The sequence below is a fragment of the Arthrobacter senegalensis genome, from assembly GCF_059091765.1.
This window is the reverse complement of record NZ_JBNHGZ010000002.1, coordinates 480,420-500,436: the sequence shown is the minus strand read 5'-3', so window position 1 is coordinate 500,436 and position 20,017 is coordinate 480,420. Positions and strand designations below refer to the sequence as shown.

General features: G+C 68.4%; 20 protein-coding genes. 18 read left to right on the top strand and 2 right to left on the bottom strand.

Features of this window, described 5'->3' with window-relative positions:
• Nucleotides 1-84 precede the first annotated feature (84 nt).
• The 17 genes from ftsH to AC5RVG_RS07660 all read left to right on the top strand — a co-directional run bounded on the left by ftsH (nucleotide 85) and on the right by AC5RVG_RS07660 (nucleotide 17,066).
• A complete protein-coding gene (ftsH, locus tag AC5RVG_RS07740; RefSeq protein WP_494001928.1) occupies nucleotides 85-2,124 on the top strand; it encodes an ATP-dependent zinc metalloprotease FtsH in 2,040 nt (679 codons plus the stop codon).
• Nucleotides 2,125-2,134: 10 nt separating this feature from the next.
• Nucleotides 2,135-2,743: a GTP cyclohydrolase I FolE gene (gene folE, locus AC5RVG_RS07735; RefSeq protein ID WP_494001929.1), complete on the top strand. Its 609-nt coding sequence runs from the start codon at nucleotides 2,135-2,137 to the stop codon at nucleotides 2,741-2,743.
• A 25-nt stretch (nucleotides 2,744-2,768) separates the two neighbouring features.
• Nucleotides 2,769-3,674, top strand: coding sequence for a dihydropteroate synthase (gene folP / locus AC5RVG_RS07730; RefSeq protein ID WP_494001930.1), 906 nt, complete (start codon nucleotides 2,769-2,771; stop codon nucleotides 3,672-3,674).
• 8 nt (nucleotides 3,675-3,682) lie between these two features.
• Nucleotides 3,683-4,066 carry a dihydroneopterin aldolase gene (folB, locus tag AC5RVG_RS07725; protein WP_494013376.1) on the top strand — a complete coding sequence of 128 codons (384 nt, stop codon included), beginning with the start codon at nucleotides 3,683-3,685 and terminating at the stop codon, nucleotides 4,064-4,066.
• Nucleotides 4,063-4,572, top strand: a complete 510-nt coding sequence (gene folK / locus AC5RVG_RS07720; RefSeq protein ID WP_494013375.1) for a 2-amino-4-hydroxy-6-hydroxymethyldihydropteridine diphosphokinase — start codon at nucleotides 4,063-4,065, stop codon at nucleotides 4,570-4,572. Before folB ends, folK begins: the two co-directional genes overlap by 4 nt.
• Before the next feature lie 22 nt (nucleotides 4,573-4,594).
• A complete protein-coding gene (locus AC5RVG_RS07715; RefSeq protein WP_494001933.1) occupies nucleotides 4,595-5,092 on the top strand; it encodes a DUF3180 domain-containing protein in 498 nt (165 codons plus the stop codon).
• Nucleotides 5,085-5,597, top strand: a complete 513-nt coding sequence (locus tag AC5RVG_RS07710; protein WP_494013374.1) for a PH domain-containing protein — start codon at nucleotides 5,085-5,087, stop codon at nucleotides 5,595-5,597. Before AC5RVG_RS07715 ends, AC5RVG_RS07710 begins: the two co-directional genes overlap by 8 nt.
• Complete coding sequence (locus AC5RVG_RS07705; RefSeq protein ID WP_494013373.1) at nucleotides 5,594-7,237, top strand: PH domain-containing protein; 1,644 nt, start codon at nucleotides 5,594-5,596, stop codon at nucleotides 7,235-7,237. Before AC5RVG_RS07710 ends, AC5RVG_RS07705 begins: the two co-directional genes overlap by 4 nt.
• A complete protein-coding gene (locus AC5RVG_RS07700; protein WP_494013372.1) occupies nucleotides 7,221-8,138 on the top strand; it encodes a Rossmann-like and DUF2520 domain-containing protein in 918 nt (305 codons plus the stop codon). Before AC5RVG_RS07705 ends, AC5RVG_RS07700 begins: the two co-directional genes overlap by 17 nt.
• Complete coding sequence (gene panC / locus AC5RVG_RS07695) at nucleotides 8,135-9,040, top strand: pantoate--beta-alanine ligase (protein WP_494013371.1); 906 nt, start codon at nucleotides 8,135-8,137, stop codon at nucleotides 9,038-9,040. The genes AC5RVG_RS07700 and panC overlap by 4 nt, the downstream gene beginning before the upstream one ends.
• A gap of 66 nt (nucleotides 9,041-9,106) precedes the next feature.
• Nucleotides 9,107-10,624 carry a lysine--tRNA ligase gene (gene lysS, locus AC5RVG_RS07690; protein WP_494013370.1) on the top strand — a complete coding sequence of 506 codons (1,518 nt, stop codon included), beginning with the start codon at nucleotides 9,107-9,109 and terminating at the stop codon, nucleotides 10,622-10,624.
• A 2-nt stretch (nucleotides 10,625-10,626) separates the two neighbouring features.
• Entirely contained in the window at nucleotides 10,627-10,785 is a 159-nt protein-coding gene (locus AC5RVG_RS07685) for a hypothetical protein (protein ID WP_494013369.1), read from the top strand.
• A gap of 223 nt (nucleotides 10,786-11,008) precedes the next feature.
• Entirely contained in the window at nucleotides 11,009-11,341 is a 333-nt protein-coding gene (locus AC5RVG_RS07680; protein ID WP_493978319.1) for a histone-like nucleoid-structuring protein Lsr2, read from the top strand.
• Between the two features lie 164 nt (nucleotides 11,342-11,505).
• On the top strand, nucleotides 11,506-14,004 hold the full coding sequence (locus AC5RVG_RS07675) for an ATP-dependent Clp protease ATP-binding subunit (RefSeq protein WP_494001939.1): 2,499 nt from the start codon (nucleotides 11,506-11,508) through the stop codon (nucleotides 14,002-14,004).
• Nucleotides 14,005-14,160: 156 nt separating this feature from the next.
• Nucleotides 14,161-16,281 (top strand): S9 family peptidase, encoded by a 2,121-nt coding sequence (locus tag AC5RVG_RS07670; RefSeq protein WP_494013368.1) that lies wholly within the window; start codon nucleotides 14,161-14,163, stop codon nucleotides 16,279-16,281.
• A 9-nt stretch (nucleotides 16,282-16,290) separates the two neighbouring features.
• Complete coding sequence (locus AC5RVG_RS07665) at nucleotides 16,291-16,800, top strand: amino-acid N-acetyltransferase (RefSeq protein WP_493988474.1); 510 nt, start codon at nucleotides 16,291-16,293, stop codon at nucleotides 16,798-16,800.
• A gap of 98 nt (nucleotides 16,801-16,898) precedes the next feature.
• Nucleotides 16,899-17,066 (top strand): hypothetical protein, encoded by a 168-nt coding sequence (locus AC5RVG_RS07660; protein WP_494013367.1) that lies wholly within the window; start codon nucleotides 16,899-16,901, stop codon nucleotides 17,064-17,066.
• A 106-nt stretch (nucleotides 17,067-17,172) separates the two neighbouring features.
• On the opposite strand, the gene AC5RVG_RS07655 is transcribed toward AC5RVG_RS07660, so the two are convergent.
• Nucleotides 17,173-18,138 carry an HhH-GPD family protein gene (locus tag AC5RVG_RS07655; RefSeq protein ID WP_494013366.1) on the bottom strand — a complete coding sequence of 322 codons (966 nt, stop codon included), beginning with the start codon at nucleotides 18,136-18,138 and terminating at the stop codon, nucleotides 17,173-17,175.
• Nucleotides 18,139-18,224: 86 nt separating this feature from the next.
• Between AC5RVG_RS07655 and AC5RVG_RS07650 the strand changes: the two genes are divergently transcribed.
• Nucleotides 18,225-18,854, top strand: a complete 630-nt coding sequence (locus AC5RVG_RS07650; protein ID WP_494013365.1) for a hypothetical protein — start codon at nucleotides 18,225-18,227, stop codon at nucleotides 18,852-18,854.
• A gap of 16 nt (nucleotides 18,855-18,870) precedes the next feature.
• Here the strand turns inward: AC5RVG_RS07650 and disA are convergent, their stop codons facing one another.
• Nucleotides 18,871-19,944, bottom strand: coding sequence for a DNA integrity scanning diadenylate cyclase DisA (gene disA / locus AC5RVG_RS07645; RefSeq protein ID WP_494001944.1), 1,074 nt, complete (start codon nucleotides 19,942-19,944; stop codon nucleotides 18,871-18,873).
• Between the last annotated feature and the right edge of the window lie 73 nt (nucleotides 19,945-20,017).

The following is a 20,017-nucleotide window of genomic DNA, read 5'->3' as shown; positions in this document are numbered from 1 at the left end:
ACGGACAGTGTATAGCTGTAGTAGCCGAAGGGCTGCCATCACGCGCGGACAAGCAGGAGGGACGGGCGCAAGCCCCCAAGTCGCATGAAATTGAAGAACCTTTTCAAGGGACCGATCATCTGGATTGTCCTGGTCCTGGTCATCCTCCTGATCGCCGTGCCCAATTTGGCCGGTCCGCAGTCTTCACGGGTCGACACCAGTGTGGGACTTGAACTGCTGCAGGACAACAAGGCGGAACAGGCCCGGATGAACGACGGCGCCCAGAGCGTCGACCTGACGTTGCGCGAAGACCTGGTCATCGACGACGCCAACAAGGGCAAGTCGATCACCTTCTTCTACAGTCGCGACCGCGGTCCGGACATCGTGGACGCGATCAACGCCTCCGACGTGGACACCTTCACCGACCAGCCGGTGGAAAACAACTGGTTCATGAGCTTCATCAGCCTGATCCTGCCCATCCTGATCATCGGCCTGATCTTCTGGTTCCTGCTCTCGCGCATGCAGGGCGGCGGTTCCAAGGTCATGCAGTTCGGCAAGTCCAAGGCGAAGATGATCACCAAGGACATGCCGCAGGTGACCTTCGCCGACGTCGCGGGCGTGGACGAGGCCGTGGAGGAACTGCACGAAATCAAGGAGTTCCTCTCCGAACCGGCCAAATTCCAGGCCGTCGGGGCGAAGATCCCCAAGGGCGTGCTGCTCTACGGCCCGCCCGGTACCGGCAAGACCCTGTTGGCCCGCGCCGTGGCCGGCGAAGCCGGCGTCCCCTTCTTCTCGATCTCCGGCTCCGACTTCGTCGAAATGTTCGTCGGCGTCGGCGCCTCCCGCGTCCGCGACCTGTTCGAACAGGCCAAGACCAATTCGCCGGCCATCATCTTCGTGGACGAAATCGACGCGGTCGGCCGGCACCGCGGCGCCGGCGTGGGCGGCGGCAACGACGAGCGCGAACAGACGCTGAACCAGTTGCTGGTCGAGATGGACGGCTTCGACGTCAAGACCAACGTCATCCTGATCGCCGCCACCAACCGTCCCGACGTGCTGGACCCGGCGTTGCTGCGCCCGGGCCGGTTCGACCGGCAGATCGCCGTCGAGGCCCCCGACCTGGAAGGCCGCCACCAGATCCTGCAGGTGCACGCCGCCGGCAAGCCCATGGCCCCGGGCGTGGACCTGCGTTCCCTGGCCAAGCGTGCGCCCGGATTCACCGGCGCCGACCTGGCCAACGTGCTCAACGAAGCCGCCCTGCTGACCGCCCGGTCCAACGCCCAGCTGATCGACGACCGGGCGCTGGACGAAGCCATCGACCGCGTGATGGCCGGGCCGCAAAAGCGCTCCCGCGTCATGAAGGAACACGAGCGCAAGATCACCGCCTACCACGAAGGCGGACACGCCCTGGTCGCGGCCGCGCTGCGCTACTCCGCGCCGGTCACCAAGGTCACCATCCTGCCCCGCGGCCGCGCCCTGGGCTACACCATGGTGGTGCCGGAGGACGACAAGTACTCCGTGACCCGCAACGAACTGCTGGACCAGCTCGCCTACGCCATGGGCGGCCGGGTGGCCGAAGAGATCGTCTTCCACGATCCGTCCACCGGCGCGTCCAACGACATCGAGAAGGCCACCAGCACCGCCCGCCAGATGGTCACCCAGTACGGCATGAGCGAACGCGTGGGTGCCGTGAAGCTGGGCCAGGGCGGCGGCGAACCGTTCCTGGGCCGCGACATGTCGCACGAACGCAACTACTCCGACCACGTCGCCTTCGTGGTGGACGAGGAAGTGCGCCGGCTCATCGACGACGCCCACGACGAGGCCTACGCGATCCTGACCGAGAACCGCGACGTGCTCGACCGGCTGGCCCTGGCCCTGTTGGAACGCGAGACGCTGAACCAGCGCGAGATCGCCGAGATCTTCCACGACCTGCGCCGCCGCGAGCTGCGGGACGTGTGGCTGTCCAAGGAAACCCGGCCGGTACACAACATCCCGCCGGTGGTCTCCCGCCGGGAGCGGGAAGCGGCCGCCAACGGCCAGCAGCAGGAAGGAAGCCACGGAGCCGTGATCGTGGACCCGAATCCGGCCGGCGGAGACCTTCCCGGGGATGACGGCCGAAGCGGCGTACCCGGCGCCAGCAGCTAGGATCACAGACGTGACCGAATACGATGACGTTGTCGCCGAGCTGGAGTTCGACCCGCTGATCGACCTGCCCAGGATCGAGAAAGCGGTGCGCGAAATCCTCATCGCCGTCGGCGAAGATCCCGACCGCGAAGGCCTGCGGGAAACCCCGCAGCGGGTCGCCCGTTCGTACGCGGAGGTGTTTGCCGGCCTGCATCAGGACCCGGCGGACATTCTCGGCACCACGTTCGACATCAACCATGAGGAAATGGTGCTGGTCAAGGACATCCCGTTCTATTCGACCTGCGAGCACCATCTGGTCCCGTTCCACGGCACCGCCCACATTGGCTACATTCCGTCCCATGACGGTAAAGTGACCGGGTTGAGCAAGCTCGCCCGCCTGGTGGAAATCTACGCCCGGCGCCCCCAGGTGCAGGAACGCCTCACCACGCAGATCGTCGAGGCCATGGTCAAGTACCTGGAGCCCAAGGGCGCGATCGTCGTCGTCGAATGCGAACACATGTGCATGTCCATGCGCGGGGTCCGCAAGCCGGGGGCGAAGACGGTCACCTCGGCCGTGCGCGGCCAATTGCGCGAGCAGGCCACCCGAGCCGAGGCCATGAGCCTGATTATCGGACGATAGCGAAGAGAAGAGACGGTACAGATAGATGGATTCACTCGCCGCAGTCCCCGGAACCGGACCCGCCACGTCGCCGCTGCCCGTGCTGCGCAAGGCGCGTGCGCCGAAGAAGTTCGCGGACCTGCCCACCGACCGTGCCGTCGTCATGGCCATCCTGAACGTCACCCCGGACTCGTTCAGCGACGGCGGCGACCACGCCAACAAGGAAGCGGCGATCGCCTACGGGCTGAAGCTGCTGTACGGCGGCGCCGACATCATCGACGTCGGGGGTGAATCCACCCGCCCCAACGCCGACTCGATCACCCCCGAGGAAGAGCAGAAGCGCATCCTCCCCGTCATCGAGGCACTGGTCAAGGCCGGCGCCCTGATCAGCGTGGACACCATGCACGTGGACACGGCGGCCAAGGCGCTGGACGCCGGGGCAGCCATCGTCAACGACGTCTCCGGCATGACCCACGACCCGCACATGCCCGCCCTGGTGGCCGAGCGCCAGGTCCCCTACATCCTGATGCACCGGCGCGGGGACGCCCGCGAGGTCGACCCCAAGGCGGACTACCAGGACGTGGTGGCCGAGGTCCTCGCGGAGCTGACCGAATTGCGGGACAAGTTCGTCGCCGCCGGCGTGGCGCCGGAGCAGATCATCCTGGATCCGGGACTGGGCTTCTCCAAGAACGCCGAACACAACTGGGAGCTGCTGCGCGCCACGGACCGGATCGCGCAACTGGGCCACAAGGTGCTGGTCGGCGCATCCCGCAAGCGGTTCCTCGGTTCCCTGCTGACCACCGCCGGCAAGGCCGCCGCACCCAAGGAACGCGACGAGGCCACGCTGGCGGTCTCCGCGCTGGCCGCCGCCAACGGCGCCTGGGGCGTGCGCGTGCACGACGCCGGCGCCTCGCTGGACGCGGTCAAAGTAGCCGCCGCCTGGACCAAGTAGGCCGGGACGTGACGCCAGCATCTCCGGCACGGCCGGACCTCATCAGGGTTTCCGGCATCAAGGCCACGGGCTACCACGGCGTGCTGGAGCATGAGCGCCGCGGCGGCCAGCCGTTCGTCGTCGACGTCACCCTCCACACCGACATTCGGGCCGCCGCGGCCGACGACGACCTGGCGAAGACCGCAAACTACGCCGAGCTCGCCGACCAGGTGGACGCGATCATCGCCGGCGAGCCCCTGCAGCTGATCGAAACACTGGCCGAACGGATAGCCGACCATGTGCTGCGCACGTTCGCCGTGGAGGCGGTGGAGGTCACGGTGCACAAGCCGCAGGCACCCATCCAGGTGGAGTTTTCCGATGTCACGGTCAGCATCTACCGGGAGCAGCCGTGAGCGTCCGCGCGGTCCTGGCGCTGGGCAGCAACCTCGGCGCACGCAGCGACACCCTCTCGCACGCGGTGGCGGACCTGGTGGACAGCCCCCACGTGCGGCTGCGCGAAGTCTCGGCCGTGGTGCAGACGAAGCCGGTGGGCGGTCCCGAGGACCAGCCGGACTACCTGAACATGGTGCTTGAGGTGGAGACCGACCTGGACCCGCACCAGTTGCTGGCCCATTGCCAGGCCGTGGAAAACAAGCACCACCGCACCCGCGAAGTGCGGTGGGGGCCGCGGACGCTGGATGTGGACATCATCACCTACGGCGACCTGGTGCTCAACGACGAGGACCTAGTCATCCCGCACCCGCGCGCGCACGAACGCGCCTTCGTGCTGGCGCCCTGGGCCTGGATGGACTCGAACGCCACGCTCAACGGCGTCCCGGTCGGCGAACTGGCCCAGGCGGCCGGCGACCTGGACGGCGTGGAACCTTACGAATCCGAGCCGTTCGAAGCCGGTCAATAGTGTCCGGCGGGGTGGGGGCTTCGTGAGGACCATCAGATACCGCTGGCTGGCGACCATCGCCGTCGTCACGGCCGTGCTGGGCTGGCTGGGCAACCTGCTCGCCGGGCGCGGCGGGCTGCCGGTGCCCGTCCTGCACCTCTCCTCGCTGGCGACCATGGCCGCCATCGCCGTCTTCACCCTGGTGCTCGGCCTCAAAGTGCGCCGCTGGCGCAACGGCAACCGGGACAAGGAGCTGAATCCGGTACTCGCGGCCCGCACCCTCGTGCTGGCGCAGGCCTGCGCCTATGCCGGGTCGCTGATCTTCGGCTGGCACAGCGGCATCATGGTGGACCAGCTCATGCTGCTGCTGTACCGGCCTGGCCTCGGGGCGCTGCCGGCCGTGCTGGCTATGATGGGCGGTGGCCTGGTCATGGTGGTGATCGGGCTGGTGGTGGAGCGTTTCTGCAAACTTCCGCCCGAGGACACCGAAGCGGCCCAGGACAACGGTACCGAGGCCCAAGGCGAGGGGGAGTATGCCTAGCGAAGCGATCGATCCGGCCGGCATCAGCTGGATCCGGGTCTCGCCCAAGTACGTCACCGTACGACTGGTCAGCTGGGCCATTTTCACGGTCGTCGCCGTCGCCCTGCTGTCCACCCCGCTCGTCCTGGCGCTGACCGGCCTCTGGCCCGGCTTCCCGGCGTGGCTCGGCTGGCTGCTGAGCCTGGGCACGCTCACGCTCTGCGTCTGGGCCGGGCTCTTGATCCCGCGCCAGGTCAGGGCCATCGGGTATGCCGAACGCGACGAGGACCTTTTGATCCGGCGCGGACTGTTTTTCCAGCGCGTCATGGTGGTCCCCTACGGCCGGATGCAGTACGTGGATGTCGGCGTGGGGCCGCTGGAGCGGGCCTTCGGCCTGTGCTCGGTGAAGCTGCACACCGCCAGCCCGCAGACCAACGCCGGCATTCCGGGGGTGCCCGCGGCAGAAGGAGCCCGGCTGCGCGAACAACTCTCCGACCGCGGGCAGGCAAGGCTGGCCGGGCTATGACCGTACCCGGCAGCAACGGGCAGGCCCCGCTGCCCGGGCAGGGGCCGGACGCGCCCGGCGAAGTAGTGCCGGCCTCCCAAGGGGTGCCCCTGGCACCGGACGCCACCGGCACCTGGCACCGGGTTCACCCCGTTTCGCCGCTGGTCCGCGGCTGGATTGCGCTGGCGGCGATCGCCTACTTCTTCGGCCGGGACTGGTTCGAGGCCATGTTCCGGGGCGACGAGTTCTGGGGACTGAGCGGCGGCCGCGCCGTCTGGACCGTGCTGGTCATGGTCGTGGTCGCGTTGCTGCTGGTGGGCGGATTCTTCCTCTCCTGGTGGTTCACCCGGTACCAGGTCACCGACGACCATGTCCGGGTGAACTCCGGCGTCCTGTTCCGCCAGCACCGCCAGGCGCGGCTGGACCGGGTGCAGGCGATCGACGTCATCCAGCCGCTGCTGGCACGGATCTTCGGCCTGGCCGAACTTAAATTCGAAGTGGCCGACGCCGGAGAATCGGCCGTGCGGCTCGCCTACCTGCCGCTGGCGTCGGCGCAGCAGCTGCGCGCCACCATCCTGGCCCGGGCGGCCGGCCTGCGCGGCGATCCCGCGCACCCCCAGGAAGCGGTGGCCGAAGCCCCCGAACAGCAGATCCTGGCCATCCCGGGCGGACGTATCCTCGGCGCGGCGCTGCTGTCCGGAACCACGCTGTTCCTGCTCATCATGCTGATCGCGGCCGGGCTCTCGACCTTTGTGTTCGGTGCCGCGTTCGGCCCGGCCTTCCTGGTCCCCGCGGCGTTCGGGGTGGTGGCCGGCTACTGGTCCACGTTCAGCACCGGCTACAACTTCCGCGCCGCCATCTCCCCGGACGGCATCCGGCTCCGCTACGGCCTGCTGGAGACCCGGGCGCAGACCGTCCCGCCCGGCCGGGTGCAGGCCGTGGAGATCATGCAGTCGCCGCTGTGGCGCCTCAAGGGCTGGTACCGGATGCGCGTGAACGTGGCCGGCTACGGCCTCAGCGCGGAAAACGCGGGCGCCCGCACCACGTTGCTGCCGGTGGGCACGCAGCAGGAAGTGATGCAGATGCTTGCGCTGGTGCTCCCGGACCCGGGCACCGAGGACCCGTTCACCGTCTTCGGGGCGGGCCTTGACGGAATCGCGGGCAAGGACAGGGACGACGCCGGCGCCTCCGACGGCGGATTCGTCACCTCGCCGCGGCGGGTGCGGTGGCTGTCCTGGCTGACCTGGCGGCGCAACGGCTTCGCCGTCACCGGGACCGCCCTGCTGGCCCGCAGCGGCCGGCTCTGGCGCAGCCTCTCGGTGGTGCCGCACGAGCGGACCCAGTCCATCGCGCTGCACCAGGGCCCGCTGGCCCGCCGCCTGCGCGTGGCGGACCTGCGCCTGCATACGACCGCCGGACCGGTCACGCCGGTGATCTACCAGGTCGACGCCGACACCGCCCGCCGGCTCTTCGACGAGCAGTCGGTCCGGGCCGCCGCGGCCCGGCGCCGCAGCGTCCCGGAACGCTGGCTGGAAGCCCGGGAGTCCGGGGCCGGTCCCGTCCCCGGGGCGGCCGAGGGGCCCGCGGGCGGCGTCCGCGGGCCGGCGCAGCAGGACGAACCACAAGGAAGCAAGGAGGGCCGCGATGGCGGGCAGGAGTAGGCCCGGACGGTTGGGCATCGGCGTGATCGGTGCCGGCAAGGTCGGCGCCGTCCTCGGTGCCGCGCTGCGCGGCGTGGGGCACGCCGTCGTCGGGGTGTCAGCGGTGTCCGAGGACAGCCGGGAGCGGGCGGAGAACCTGCTGCCCGGCGTTCCGGTGCTGCAGATCCCCGAGATCGTGGAACGGGCCGAACTGGTGCTGCTGGCGGTGCCGGACGATGCCCTGCCGGAGCTGGTGGACGGTCTGGCCGCGGCCGGGGTCTGGCAGCCGGGCCAGCTCGTGGTGCATACCTCCGGACGCTACGGCACCGCCGTGCTGGGGCCGGCCCGGGCCAAGGGTGCCATCCCGCTGGCCATCCACCCGGCCATGACGTTCACGGGCATGAGCTTGGACCTGGCCCGGCTCAATGACTGCAGCTTCGGGGTGACGGCCGAGGCCACGGTGCTGCCGATCGCCCAGGCGCTGGTCGTGGAGATGGGCGGCGAACCGGTGGTCATCGCCGAGAAGGACCGCACGCTCTATCACGCCGCCCTGGCGCACGCGTCGAACCATCTGGTGACCATCGCGGCCCAGTCGGCGCAACTGCTGGCCGAGGCCGGCGTGGAGCAGCCGGACCGGGTGCTCAGCGGGCTGATGCGGGCCTCCCTGGAGAACGCGCTGGCCTCCGGGGAAGCGGCCCTGACCGGGCCGGTTGCCCGCGGCGACGCGGGCACCGTCCGCAGCCACCACGAGGCGCTGCTGCGCCGCGAGGTGGATTCGGGCGGCACCGACATCCGGCTGGCCTACGAGGAGCTGGCCCGGGCCACGGCCCAGCGTGCCCTGCAACGCGGCCTGCTCAAAGAGGCCCGCGCAACCGAAATCCTGGACATCCTTGCCCAGTCCCTTCCGGAGGAGAACGCGTGACGACCCGCCCCCGCCTGGTGAAAACCCATGCCGAATTGAAGGACGCCACGGCCGGCCTGCTGGCGGCAGCCGGCGCCGCCGGGCGGCCTTCGCTGGGGCTGGTCCCGACCATGGGAGCGCTGCACGCAGGCCACGCTGCGCTAGTGCGGGCCGCGCGGCAGGCGTGCGACGTCGTCGTGGTTTCCGTGTTCGTGAATCCGCTCCAATTCGGCGAGCAGCAGGACCTGGACCGCTACCCCCGCACGCTGGAAGCCGACCTAAACCTGCTGGCGGCGTGCGGGGCGGACGTGGTGTTTGCCCCCGCAGTCGAAGAGGTCTACCCGGACGGCGAGCCGCTGGTCAGGATCGACGCCGGCGCGCTGGGCGCGAAGTTCGAGGGCGCCTCCCGGCCGGGCCACTTCGACGGCGCCCTCACCGTGGTGGCCAAGCTGCTCCATTACGGGCTGCCCGCGGCGGCCGTCGCGGCCGGCTACCGCGCCTACTTCGGCCAGAAGGACGCGCAGCAGCTCGTGCTGGTCAAGCGGATGGTGGCCGACCTGAACTTCCCGGTGGACATTGTGGGTGTGCCCACAGTGCGCGACGACGACGGGCTGGCACTCTCCAGCCGCAACCGTTTCCTCAACGACGCCGAGCGGGAAGCGGCGCTGGTGCTTTCCCGCAGCCTGGCGTATCTCCGCGGACAGGCCGACCGGCACGAACCCCTGGACGTGGACGGCGCGCTGGCCATGATCGAGTCGGTGCCGCCCGTCCGGCTGGACTACCTGGAAGTGGTGGATCCCCGCACGCTCGAGCCGCTGGCCTTCAACTGCAGGGAGACCCCGTTCACCGGCGAGGCTTTGGTGCTGGTCGCCGCGCAGGTCGGCCCGGTTCGGCTGATCGACAACGCGCAGCTCGGCTACTGACGTCCGCGGATGGAAGCTCCGGGACGTTTGGCTGGCCCGGCCCCGGTACCGGTACCCTTAACTACCGTGACCCGCGATAATTCTCCCACCCCACATCCCGCAGCCGAGGCTGCCGACGCCTCCGAGCAGATGCACGTGCGCATGGCCAAGCGCGCCAAACTCTTGGAGCGCGGCGTCGAGGCGTACCCGGTGGGCGTGGACCGGACCCATACGCTGGCCGAGGTGCGCGAAAAGTACGGCCACCTCGAGGCAGACGAGACCACCGGCGACGTCGTGGGAGTGTCCGGGCGCGTGGTCTTCATCCGCAACACCGGCAAACTCTGCTTCGCGACCCTGCAGGAAGGCAGCGGCGTCCGCCTGCAGGCAATGTTGAGCCTGGCGAACATCGGCGAGGAAGCGCTCGCGGACTGGAAGGCCCTCGTGGACCTGGGCGACCATGTGTTCATCCGCGGCGAAGTCATCAGCTCCAAGCGCGGCGAGCTGTCCGTGATGGCCGACAGCTGGCAGATGGCCTCCAAGGCGTTGCGTCCGCTGCCCGTGCTGCACGCCGGCCTGAGTGAAGAGACCCGCGTGCGGCAGCGGTACGTGGACCTCATGGTGCGCGACGAAGCACGCCAGATGGTTTACACCCGCGCCGCCGTCATTCGCTCCATCCGCGAAACCCTGCACTCCCACGGCTACGTGGAAGTGGAAACCCCCATGCTGCAACTGGTGCACGGAGGCGCGACGGCCCGTCCCTTCGAGACACACCTAAACGCCTTTGACCAGGACATGACCTTGCGCATTGCCACGGAGCTGTACCTCAAGCGCGCGGTGGTCGGCGGCATAGACCGGGTCTTTGAGATCGGCCGGATCTTCCGCAATGAAGGCGTTGACTCCACCCACAGCCCCGAATTCACCACGCTGGAAAGCTACGAGGCGTATGCCGACCAGTTCGTCATGGGGGAGCGCATGAAGGAAATGATCCTGAATGTGGCCGACACCATCGGCACGCGCGTCATTGAAACCCCGCAGGGCACTATTGACCTCAATGGGGAATGGCGCTGGCTGGGTGTCTATCCCGGTTTGTCCGAAGCGGTGGGCCGGGAAATCACCCCGCAGACGGGCGGTGAAGAGCTGCGCGACATTGCCGAACAGCACGGCGTGAAGATCGACCCGAAGTGGGATACCCAGAAGGTGGTCGTCGAGCTGTTCGGTGAAATCGTCGAACCGACGCTGCTGCAGCCGACCTTCGTTTACGACTACCCGCCGGCAGCGCAGCCGCTCGCGCGCAACCACCGCGACAATCCGGAGTTGATTGAGGCCTGGGACCTGATTATCGGGGGCATGGAACGCGGCACCGCTTTCTCCGAGCTGATTGATCCGGTGATTCAGCGCGAACGCCTGACCGAGCAGTCGCGAATGGCGGCGGCCGGAGACGAGGAAGCGATGCAACTGGACGAAGACTTCCTGCGTGCCCTCGAATACGGCGCGCCGCCGATGGGCGGTATCGGACTGGGCATCGACCGATTGGTGATGCTTTTCACCCAGGCGGGAATCCGCGAAACGATTCTGTTCCCGCTGCTGAAGCCGGAGCTGGGCTGAGCATGGAATATCTGTGGGTACTTGCGCCGTCGCTGGGTGTCGGGCTTTTGTTCTATTTCGTGATGAAAGCCATATTCAACGCCGACCGGAAAGAACGCGAAGCGCTGGCCGAGGCCGAACGCGAGGCCAAAAGGCGCGCGGCCGAAGGCCGCGAGGAATAGGGGAAGGCCCCGGACAAGCATCAATTGTCCGGGGTTTTTCCTTTAATCACATTCGCCCGCGCTATACCGGTATTTCCCACCTGGTCAAATCGGATCTGATCCATGGCGGGATTGCAGGACGATCGAATCCGGCTGTATTGCCTTGAAATGGAGTGTAGGACATAATAAGTATGGTTCGGATTATACCGGACATATAGATACACCCACCCAAAAGGAGCCTTCTGTGGCGCAAGAAGTAAAAATCATTCTGGTTGATGATCTGGATGGTGGCTCGGCCGATGAAACGGTCCGGTTCAGCTTGGATTCCAGCAGCTACGAAATTGATCTTTCTTCATCGCATGCCGAGGCGCTTCGCGACGCGCTCAAGCCGTACATCTCTTCCGGCCGGAAGATTCCTGCCCGGGGCTCCAAGGCCGCCAAGCCGGCCGGCGGCACACGCAACCAGGACGCCTCGGCGATCCGCGCGTGGGCACGGGAGAACGGTTACAACGTTAGCGACCGCGGACGTGTGCAATCCGAAATCATCGAGGCCTACAAGGCCGCCCACGGGGGATAACGGGCGGCCCGTTCAACCACGGGCAGATCGATCGGCGGGGCGGATAGGCAACTGTCCGCCCCGTTTGCCGTCCTGCAGGGGGCATTACCCCTAGGGCGAACAGAACGCACAACAGCCATCCGGACACGTAGCATCAAAGTACGCAGTAGCTAGGAGTGTGCGAGATGTTTGAGAGATTTACCGACCGTGCCCGTCGCGTTGTCGTGCTGGCTCAAGAAGAAGCCCGCATGCTCAACCACAACTACATCGGCACCGAACACATCCTCCTCGGATTGATCCACGAGGGTGAGGGCGTTGCCGCCAAAGCACTGGAGTTCCTCGGCGTCTCCCTGAACGGCGTTCGTGAGCAGGTCCAGGAGATCATCGGCCAGGGCCAGCAGGCTCCGAGCGGCCACATTCCGTTCACGCCGCGTGCCAAGAAGGTTTTGGAGCTGTCGCTGCGCGAGGCCCTCCAGCTTGGCCACAACTACATCGGCACCGAGCACATCCTGCTGGGCCTGATCCGCGAAGGCGAAGGCGTGGCCACGCAGGTGCTGGTCAAGCTGGGCGCCGACCTCAACCGCGTGCGCCAGCAGGTCATCCAGCTGCTCTCCGGCTACCAGGGCAAGGAGCCGGTCACCGCCGGCCAGCAGCAGGAAGGCACTCCTGCAGGATCGGTGGTGCTGGACCAGTTCGGCCGGAACCTCACACAGGCTGCGCGTGAATCCAAGCTCGACCCGGTCATCGGGCGCGAGCACGAGATGGAACGCGTCATGCAGGTGCTCTCCCGCCGCACCAAGAACAACCCGGTGCTGATCGGTGAGCCCGGCGTCGGCAAGACCGCCGTGGTCGAGGGCCTGGCCCAGGCGATCGTCCGCGGCGACGTGCCGGAGACCATCAAGGACAAGCAGCTCTACACGCTGGACCTGGGGTCCCTGGTGGCCGGGTCACGCTACCGCGGTGACTTCGAGGAGCGGCTGAAGAAGGTCCTGAAGGAAATCCGGACCCGTGGCGACATCATCCTGTTCATCGACGAGATCCACACCCTGGTGGGTGCGGGTGCCGCCGAGGGCGCGATCGACGCGGCCTCCATCCTGAAGCCGATGCTGGCGCGTGGCGAACTGCAGACCATCGGTGCCACCACCCTGGACGAGTACCGCAAGCACATCGAGAAGGACGCCGCGCTGGAGCGCCGGTTCCAGCCGATCCAGGTGGAAGAGCCGTCCGTGGAGCACGCCGTGCTGATCCTCAAGGGACTGCGGGACCGCTACGAGGCGCACCACCGCGTGTCCATCACCGACGGCGCCCTGGATGCCGCCGCGCACCTGGCCCACCGGTACATCTCCGACCGCTTCCTGCCGGACAAGGCAATCGACCTGATCGACGAGGCCGGGGCGCGGCTGCGCATCCGCCGGATGACCGCACCGCCGGAGCTCAAGGACATCGACGAGCGCATCGCCGAGCTGAAGAAGCAGAAGGAATCGGCCATTGACGCCCAGGACTTCGAGGGCGCCGCGACGCTGCGGGATCAGGAAGGCAGGCTGCAGGACGAGCGGGCCGAAAAGGAACGCGCCTGGAAGTCCGGGGACCTGGATGAGATCGCCGAGGTGGACGAGGACCTGGTGGCAGAAGTGCTGGCCAACTCCACCGGCATCCCCGTGTTCAAGCTGACCGAGGAAGAGTCCAGCCGCCTGATGCACATGGAGGCCGAGCTGCACAAGCGCGTGATCGGCCAGGACGAGGCGATCAAAGCCATCTCGCAGGCGATCCGCCGTACCCGTGCCGGCCTGAAGGACCCCAACCGTCCCTCCGGCTCGTTCATCTTCGCCGGCCCCACCGGCGTCGGCAAGACCGAGCTCGCCAAGGCCCTGGCGGAATTCCTCTTCGGCGAGGAAGACGCGCTGATCACCCTGGACATGTCCGAGTACTCGGAGAAGCACACTGTCTCGCGGCTGTTCGGTGCCCCTCCGGGCTACGTGGGCTACGAGGAAGGCGGTCAGCTGACCGAAAAGGTCCGCCGCCGCCCGTTCTCCGTGGTGCTCTTCGACGAGGTGGAGAAGGCGCACGCCGACCTGTTCAACTCGCTGCTGCAGATCCTCGAGGACGGACGCCTGACGGACAGCCAGGGTCGCGTGGTTGACTTCAAGAACACGGTGATCATCATGACCACCAACCTTGGCACCCGCGACATCTCGAAGGGCGTCATGACCGGTTTCCAGTCCGGCACGGACACCAAGACCGGGTACGAGCGGATGCGCGCCCGGGTCCAGGATGAGCTCAAGCAGCACTTCCGGCCCGAGTTCCTGAACCGCGTCGACGACACCGTGGTCTTCCCGCAGCTGAGCGAGGAAGAAATCGTCCAGATCGTGGATCTGTTCGTCGAGCGCCTGCGGAAGCGGCTCGCCGAGAAGAACCTCAAGATCGACCTGACCGACGCGGCCAAGGTGCTGCTGGCCACCCGCGGGTACGATCCCACCATGGGTGCCCGGCCGCTGCGCCGGACCATCCAGCGGGAGATTGAGGACCAGCTCTCCGAGAAGATCCTCTTCGGCGAGTTCCACCCGGGCGAGACCATCCACGTGGACGTCGAGGGTGAAGACGACGCCGCGACGTTCGTCTTCAGCAGCACCGGAGCGCCCAAGGCAATCGAGGGAGTCCCGGACACCCCGGCACTGTCCCAGTAGCCTGCACTGTACTGCGCAGGAGAGCCCCGGCTTCGGCCGGGGTTCTCCTGTTTAACCGGAGGGCTCCTTGACCCCGGGGGCCGGAGGGGGCGTAGCAAAGCCGCGAGTTGCCGCCATCTCCTGTGATCCGGCACACAAGTAGTGTTTACTTACCCCATGCGTTCTGAAGCAATCACTTCCGAAATGCGGCCCGAGCTGCCCCTCCAGCAGGGTGCCGCCACCCCGTTCCACGACCTGGACCGCTTCATCGCGTTGCCGCGGCTCGGCTCCCTGGCCCTCAGCCCGGACGGCAGCCGCCTGGTAACCTGCGTCAGCGTGCTGAACCCCGCCTCCACCGACTACGTCTCGTCCCTCTGGGAGGTCGACCCGGCCGGTCATCGCCCGGCACGCCGGATCACGCGCAGCTCGAAGGGCGAGTCCGGCGCGGCTTTTGCCCGCAACGGCGACCTGTACTTCACGTCCGCCCGCCCGGATCCCGAGGACCCGGAGAAGGAACCGATCCCGGCCCTGTGGCGCTTGCCGGCTGCCGGGGGCGAAAGCCGGGTGGTGCTCTCCCGCCCGGGCGGAATCGCGGCGGTGCGCTGCGCGCAGGCGGCCGACACCGTGGTGGTCGACGCCCAGGTGTTGGGCGGGGCCGTCGATGAAGAGGACGACGCCGACCGCCGTGCCGCGCGGAAGGACAAAAAGGTCTCGGCGGTCCTGCATTCCGGGTACCCGGTGCGCTTCTGGGACCACGATCTGGGGCCGGGACAGAAGCGGCACTTCGTACTGGAGGACAATGCGGAGGAGGCTGCCCGAACCATAACCGTGGACGACGAGCCGCAAGGCCGGCTGCGCAACATCACCGGCTGGGCGGGAAACGCCTTGCTGGAAACCGCCGCCGAGCTGAGCCCGGACGGCGCCACCCTGGCAGTCAACGTCCGCCGGCCGCTGGCGCGGGGCGACGCCCGCAGCGTGCTGGCCGCCGTGGACACGGCCACCGGCGTGCAGCGGATCCTGCTCGAGAGCCCGGACACCGACTATGCGCCGGGCCCGGTCAGCCCCGACAACCGCACCGTTGTGGTGGTCTGCGAGACCGTCTCCGGGCCGCAGACCATTCCTTCCGTGACCCTGGGCCTGCTCCCGCTGGCCGGCGGCGAGTTGCGGCCGCTGGCAGCCGACTGGGACCGCTGGCCCAGCCTCGCAGCCTGGCTGCCCGACGGTTCGGGCCTGCTGGTCACCGCAGACGACGGCGGCCGCACCCCGGTGTTCTGCATCGACGCCCTCACCGGTGCCGTGCGCCAGGTGACGCACGACGATGCGGCCTACACCGACGTCGTGGTCAGCCCGGACGGGCAGTTCGCCTACGCGCTGCGCAGCTCCTACCTGTTTCCGCCCGAGCCGGTGCGCATCGACCTGTCCTCCGGCGAGGCCACGGTCCTGCCCTCGCCCGCACCCCGCCCGGAGGTGGGCGGGAGGCTGGAAGAGATCACGACGACGGTGGCCGCCCGGGGCGCGAACATTCCGGTGCGCGCCTGGCTGGCCCTGCCCGCTGAAGCGTCAGCGCAAAAGCCGGCGCCGCTGGTGCTGTGGGTGCACGGCGGCCCGCTCGGCTCCTGGAACGCATGGAGCTGGCGCTGGTGCCCCTGGCTGCAGGTGGCGCAGGGGTACGCGGTCCTGCTGCCGGACCCGGCCCTGTCCACCGGCTACGGCGACGACTTCATCCGGCGGGGCTGGGGGCAGTGGGGGCAGGCGCCCTATGAGGACCTGATGGCCATCACCGACGCCGCCGTGCAGCGTGATGACATCGACGGGACGCGGACGGCCGCGATGGGCGGTTCCTTCGGCGGTTACATGGCCAACTGGATCGCCGGGCATACCGACAGGTTCCGGGCCATCGTCACCCACGCCAGCCTCTGGGCGCTGGACCAGTTCGGGCCGACGACGGACGTCTCCCCGTACTGGGAGCGGGAGATGACGCCGGAGATGGCCCTGGAGAACTCCCCGCACCTGCACGTGCAGAACATCAACACCCCCATGCTGGTGGTGCACGGGGACAAGGACTACCGGGTGCCGATCGGGGAAGGGCTGCGGCTCTGGTACGAACTGTTGTCACGCTCGCAGCTGGCCGCCGGAGCGGACGGGAAGACCCCGCACCGGTTCCTGTACTTCCCGGACGAGAACCACTGGGTGCTCTCACCGCAACATGCCCGGATCTGGTATTCGGTGGTGTGCAACTTCCTCGCCCGCCACGTGCTGGAGCAGGAGACGGAGTTGCCGGCCGAACTGGGGCTTTAGACTGGCTGGGTGACCGACGCCTTCAGTATCCGCCCCGCCCGCACCTCCGACGTCGTCCAGATCCGCCGGCTGGTCAAGCCGCTGGCCGACAAGCGGGTGCTGCTGGAGAAGGAGGCCGTGGCGTACTTCGAAGGCATCCAGGAGTTCCGGGTCGCGGAGACCCCGGCGGGCGAGATCGTGGGCTGCGGGGCCGTGCACGTCATGTGGGAGGACATCGCCGAGGTCCGCACGCTGGCCACCGCGGCGCACTGGCGGGGCAGGGGAGTGGGCCGGGCCCTGCTCGACGAGCTGATCGCCGCCGCCAAGGACCTGGGCGTCAGCCGCGTGTTCTGCCTGACCTTCGAGGTGGACTTTTTCACTCGGCACGGTTTCGAGGTGATGGCCGACCAGTCGGTGGTGGACCCCGAGGTGTATTCCGAGCTGCTGCGTTCCACGGACGAAGGCGTGGCGGAGTTCCTCGACCTGGCCCGGGTCAAACCCAATACCTTGGGCAACACGCGGATGATCCGCAGGCTTTGATCGCCCGTCCGTCGACACGTTCCGCCCGGGCCCCTAGGGTGGAGGCGTTGGGGAGGGAACAGCCGGCCCCTCGTGCCGGCGCGACGGTGAGGATGACCATGGGTGTGGAGAGTAACCCCGGCGGCGGCAAGGCAGAGCAGCAGGACGGCTCGGCCAAACTGCAGGGAGACAAGCTGGACGGCCTCAAGGACAAGGCCGGTGACGCCGACGACGACCAGCAGGAGCAGAGCGGCGGCCCAGGCGGACCGGGCGGCCAGGCCGACTGAAGTGTCGGGGGCCGGCAAAATCCTTCCGGCGGCGGCGACAACTAGCGGCCCCGCCGGGCCGCAGCGCAGGCTGCGCTCTCACCCGTCGGCTGCAGGAACCGGTTTCCTACCCGGGCAGGCCGACGCCCCCGCCCGACGCGACGGCCAAACCGTCCGCGATGAGCCCGTCCAGGGCGCGGCCGAGTTGTTCGTCCCCGGCAGGCAGTGCGCGCAGTGCCGCGAGCGGCGTCCGGTAAGCCGCGGGCAGATCGGCCAGGTCAACGCTGCCGAGCAGGACCTCGCGTGGAACCGAGGACTCGGCCTCGCGCAACACGGCCATCATGGCCCCTCGCACCTGCCGGTCGGTGCCCGCCCAGGCCTGGCCTTTGGGCACGTAATGGGCCTCGGGCCGGCCGGCCCTGACCCAGGCACAGCGGTCCAGCACGGGGCAGGCATCGCATTGCGGCGACCTCGCCGTGCAGATCAGCGCGCCGAGTTCCATGACGCCGGCATTCCACTCCTTGGTGCCGTGGGCCGGCATCAGCTGGTGCGCCGTGCGCATTTCGGCGGCAGTCAGCGATGGCGCGGGCAGCGCGGCTCCGCTGACCAGCCGGGCGTGCACGCGACGGATGTTCGTGTCCACCACGGTTTCCGGCAGCCCGAAGGCGAAGGAAGCGACGGCGGCCGCGGTGTAGGTTCCGACGCCGGGGAGCTGCAGCAGGCTGGCATGGTCATCCGGCACGCGGCCGCCGTGCCGGTCCACGATGGCGGCAGCTGCGGCATGCAGGCGCAGCGCACGGCGCGGATACCCCAGCCTGCCCCAGGCCCGGACCGCTTCCCCGGCCGGATCGGCGGCGAGGTCGGCCGGGCGCGGCCAGCGCCGCATCCACTGCTCCCAGACAGGCAGCACCCGGACCACGGGGGTCTGCTGCAGCATGAATTCGCTGACGAGGATGCCCCAGGGGCTGCAGTCCGCGCGGCGCCAGGGCAGGTCCCGCGCGCTGGCCGCGAACCAGGTCCGGATACGCGAATGCAGCAGTTCGGCTTCTGCCGGTTCTGTGGACGGTGCCGGTGCGGCGGCGGGGCGGGGCATGGAACTCCTACGGTGTGACCAACCAATACTGTACTGCCCGGCGTGGTGGTGACGGCACGGGCCGCCGCTGTCCTTAGCCTTAAGGCATGGCAGGCAACGGCACATCCGGCACCCGCGGGCAGGCTCCCGTCCGGCGGCCCAGCCCTGCCGTTTACCGCCGCCGTCGTCTGATGGTGCTGGCCCTGGCCGTGCTGCTGCTGGCCGCCCTGGTGGCCGCCGGATGGTGGGTCGCCGGTTTGCTGGGCCGGGGAGATCCCGAAGCAGCGGCGGAGGCGCCGGAACCGGCGGCCTCCAGTCCCGCGTCCGCCAGCCCGGCATCGCCGGGCCCGGCAGGCTGCGAGTACCAGGACGTCGTCGTCCGGGCGGAAACGGACGCCCCGGCCTACGGCAGCGGGGAGAACCCCACCCTCATCCTGGAGGTGGCCAACGAGGGCAAGGGGCCGTGCGAAGTCAACGTCGGCACCGACGCCATGGAATTCCTGGTCACCAGCGGAGAAGACCGGATCTTTTCCTCCAAGGACTGCCAGGTCGACCCCGAGCCGTTGATGATGACCCTTGAACCGGGCAAGGCCGAGCAGGCCCGTTTCGTCTGGGAACGGAACCGCACCGCACCGGGCTGCACCCCGGTGGAAGCCAACCCGCAGCCGGGCACCTACGTCCTGGTCACCAAGCTGGACAAGAAGACCAGCGACAAGACCGTGTTCGAACTGCGCTAGCGCACGCCCGAAGGGATCAGAGGAACCGGTCCAGCAGGCTGGTTTCGGCGATGCGGGACAGGCCCTCGCGGATCACGCGGGCCCGCTGTTCGCCGATGCCGTCCACCGCCATCAGGTCGTCGATATTGGCCGCCATCAGCGACTGCAGTCCGCCGAAGTGGTCGACCAGCCGGTCCGCCACCGCCCGCGGCACCGACTTGACTGCGGCCAGCAGCCGGTAGCCGCGCGGCTGGACCACGGCGTCGAGGGAGTCCTGCCCCACCTGGATGCCGATCACGCTGGCGACGCGGCCCAGGTCGATCAGGTCGTTAGACGTGAAACCGCGCAGCGTGTGCAGGGCGGCGTCGACGTCGATGCCGCCCTTGATGTCCGCGTAGTCGCGCAGGATCATCTCGCTGTCCGGGCCCAGTCCCGAGGTCAGTTCATCCAGCTGCAGGGAGAGCAGGCGCCCGTCCACGCCGAGCTCCAGCACGTACTGGGAGATCTCGTCCGAGATGCGGCGGACCATTTCCTGCCGCTGCAGGGTGACCGCCACGTCCCGCACGGTGACCATGGCCTCGATCTCCAGTGCGGACAAGGAGCTCGTGACCTGGTCCAACCGGGCGCGGTACCGCTCCAACGTGGCCAGCGCCTGGTTGGCGCGGGCGAGCACCGGCTCCGAGCCCTCCAGCACGTGCCGGATGCCTTCCACATACAACGCGATGATCTGCATGGACTGGCTGACCGAGATGACCGGCAGCCCGGTCTGAATGGCGACCCGTTCGGCGGTGCGGTGGCGCGTGCCCGACTCCTGCGTGGGAATCGACGGGTCGGGGACCAGCTGCACGGCGGCCTTGAGGATGTTCGCCGCGTCCTTGTCGCAGACGATCGCCCCGTCCATCTTGGCCAGTTCGCGCAGCCGGGTGGGGGAGAAATCGATCCCGATGTCGAAGCCGCCGCTGCTGATCTTTTCCACCTGCTGGTCGTAGCCGAGCACGATGAGCGCGCCGGTGCGCCCGCGGAGAATCCGTTCCAACCCGTCGCGCAGCTGGGTTCCCGGAGCTACACGGGCCAGGGTCGCCTTAAGGGCGTCCTCGGGGCTCTTGACCATGGGGGAGTTTCCTTAGGGCCGGCGGGCATGGGGACGAGGCCGCCGTCCTGACAGCCCCAGGGTCCATGATAAG

Coding starts and splice junctions, on each gene's coding strand:
- ftsH (WP_494001928.1), top strand. CDS start 85: ATGAAATTGAAGAACCTTTTCAAGGGACCGATCATCTGGATTGTCCTG.
- folP (WP_494001930.1), top strand. CDS start 2,769: ATGGATTCACTCGCCGCAGTCCCCGGAACCGGACCCGCCACGTCGCCG.
- AC5RVG_RS07710 (WP_494013374.1), top strand. CDS start 5,085: ATGCCTAGCGAAGCGATCGATCCGGCCGGCATCAGCTGGATCCGGGTC.
- AC5RVG_RS07705 (WP_494013373.1), top strand. CDS start 5,594: ATGACCGTACCCGGCAGCAACGGGCAGGCCCCGCTGCCCGGGCAGGGG.
- AC5RVG_RS07700 (WP_494013372.1), top strand. CDS start 7,221: ATGGCGGGCAGGAGTAGGCCCGGACGGTTGGGCATCGGCGTGATCGGT.
- AC5RVG_RS07685 (WP_494013369.1), top strand. CDS start 10,627: ATGGAATATCTGTGGGTACTTGCGCCGTCGCTGGGTGTCGGGCTTTTG.
- AC5RVG_RS07675 (WP_494001939.1), top strand. CDS start 11,506: ATGTTTGAGAGATTTACCGACCGTGCCCGTCGCGTTGTCGTGCTGGCT.
- AC5RVG_RS07670 (WP_494013368.1), top strand. CDS start 14,161: ATGCGTTCTGAAGCAATCACTTCCGAAATGCGGCCCGAGCTGCCCCTC.
- AC5RVG_RS07660 (WP_494013367.1), top strand. CDS start 16,899: ATGGGTGTGGAGAGTAACCCCGGCGGCGGCAAGGCAGAGCAGCAGGAC.
- AC5RVG_RS07655 (WP_494013366.1), bottom strand. CDS start 18,138: ATGCCCCGCCCCGCCGCCGCACCGGCACCGTCCACAGAACCGGCAGAA.
- AC5RVG_RS07650 (WP_494013365.1), top strand. CDS start 18,225: ATGGCAGGCAACGGCACATCCGGCACCCGCGGGCAGGCTCCCGTCCGG.
- disA (WP_494001944.1), bottom strand. CDS start 19,944: ATGGTCAAGAGCCCCGAGGACGCCCTTAAGGCGACCCTGGCCCGTGTA.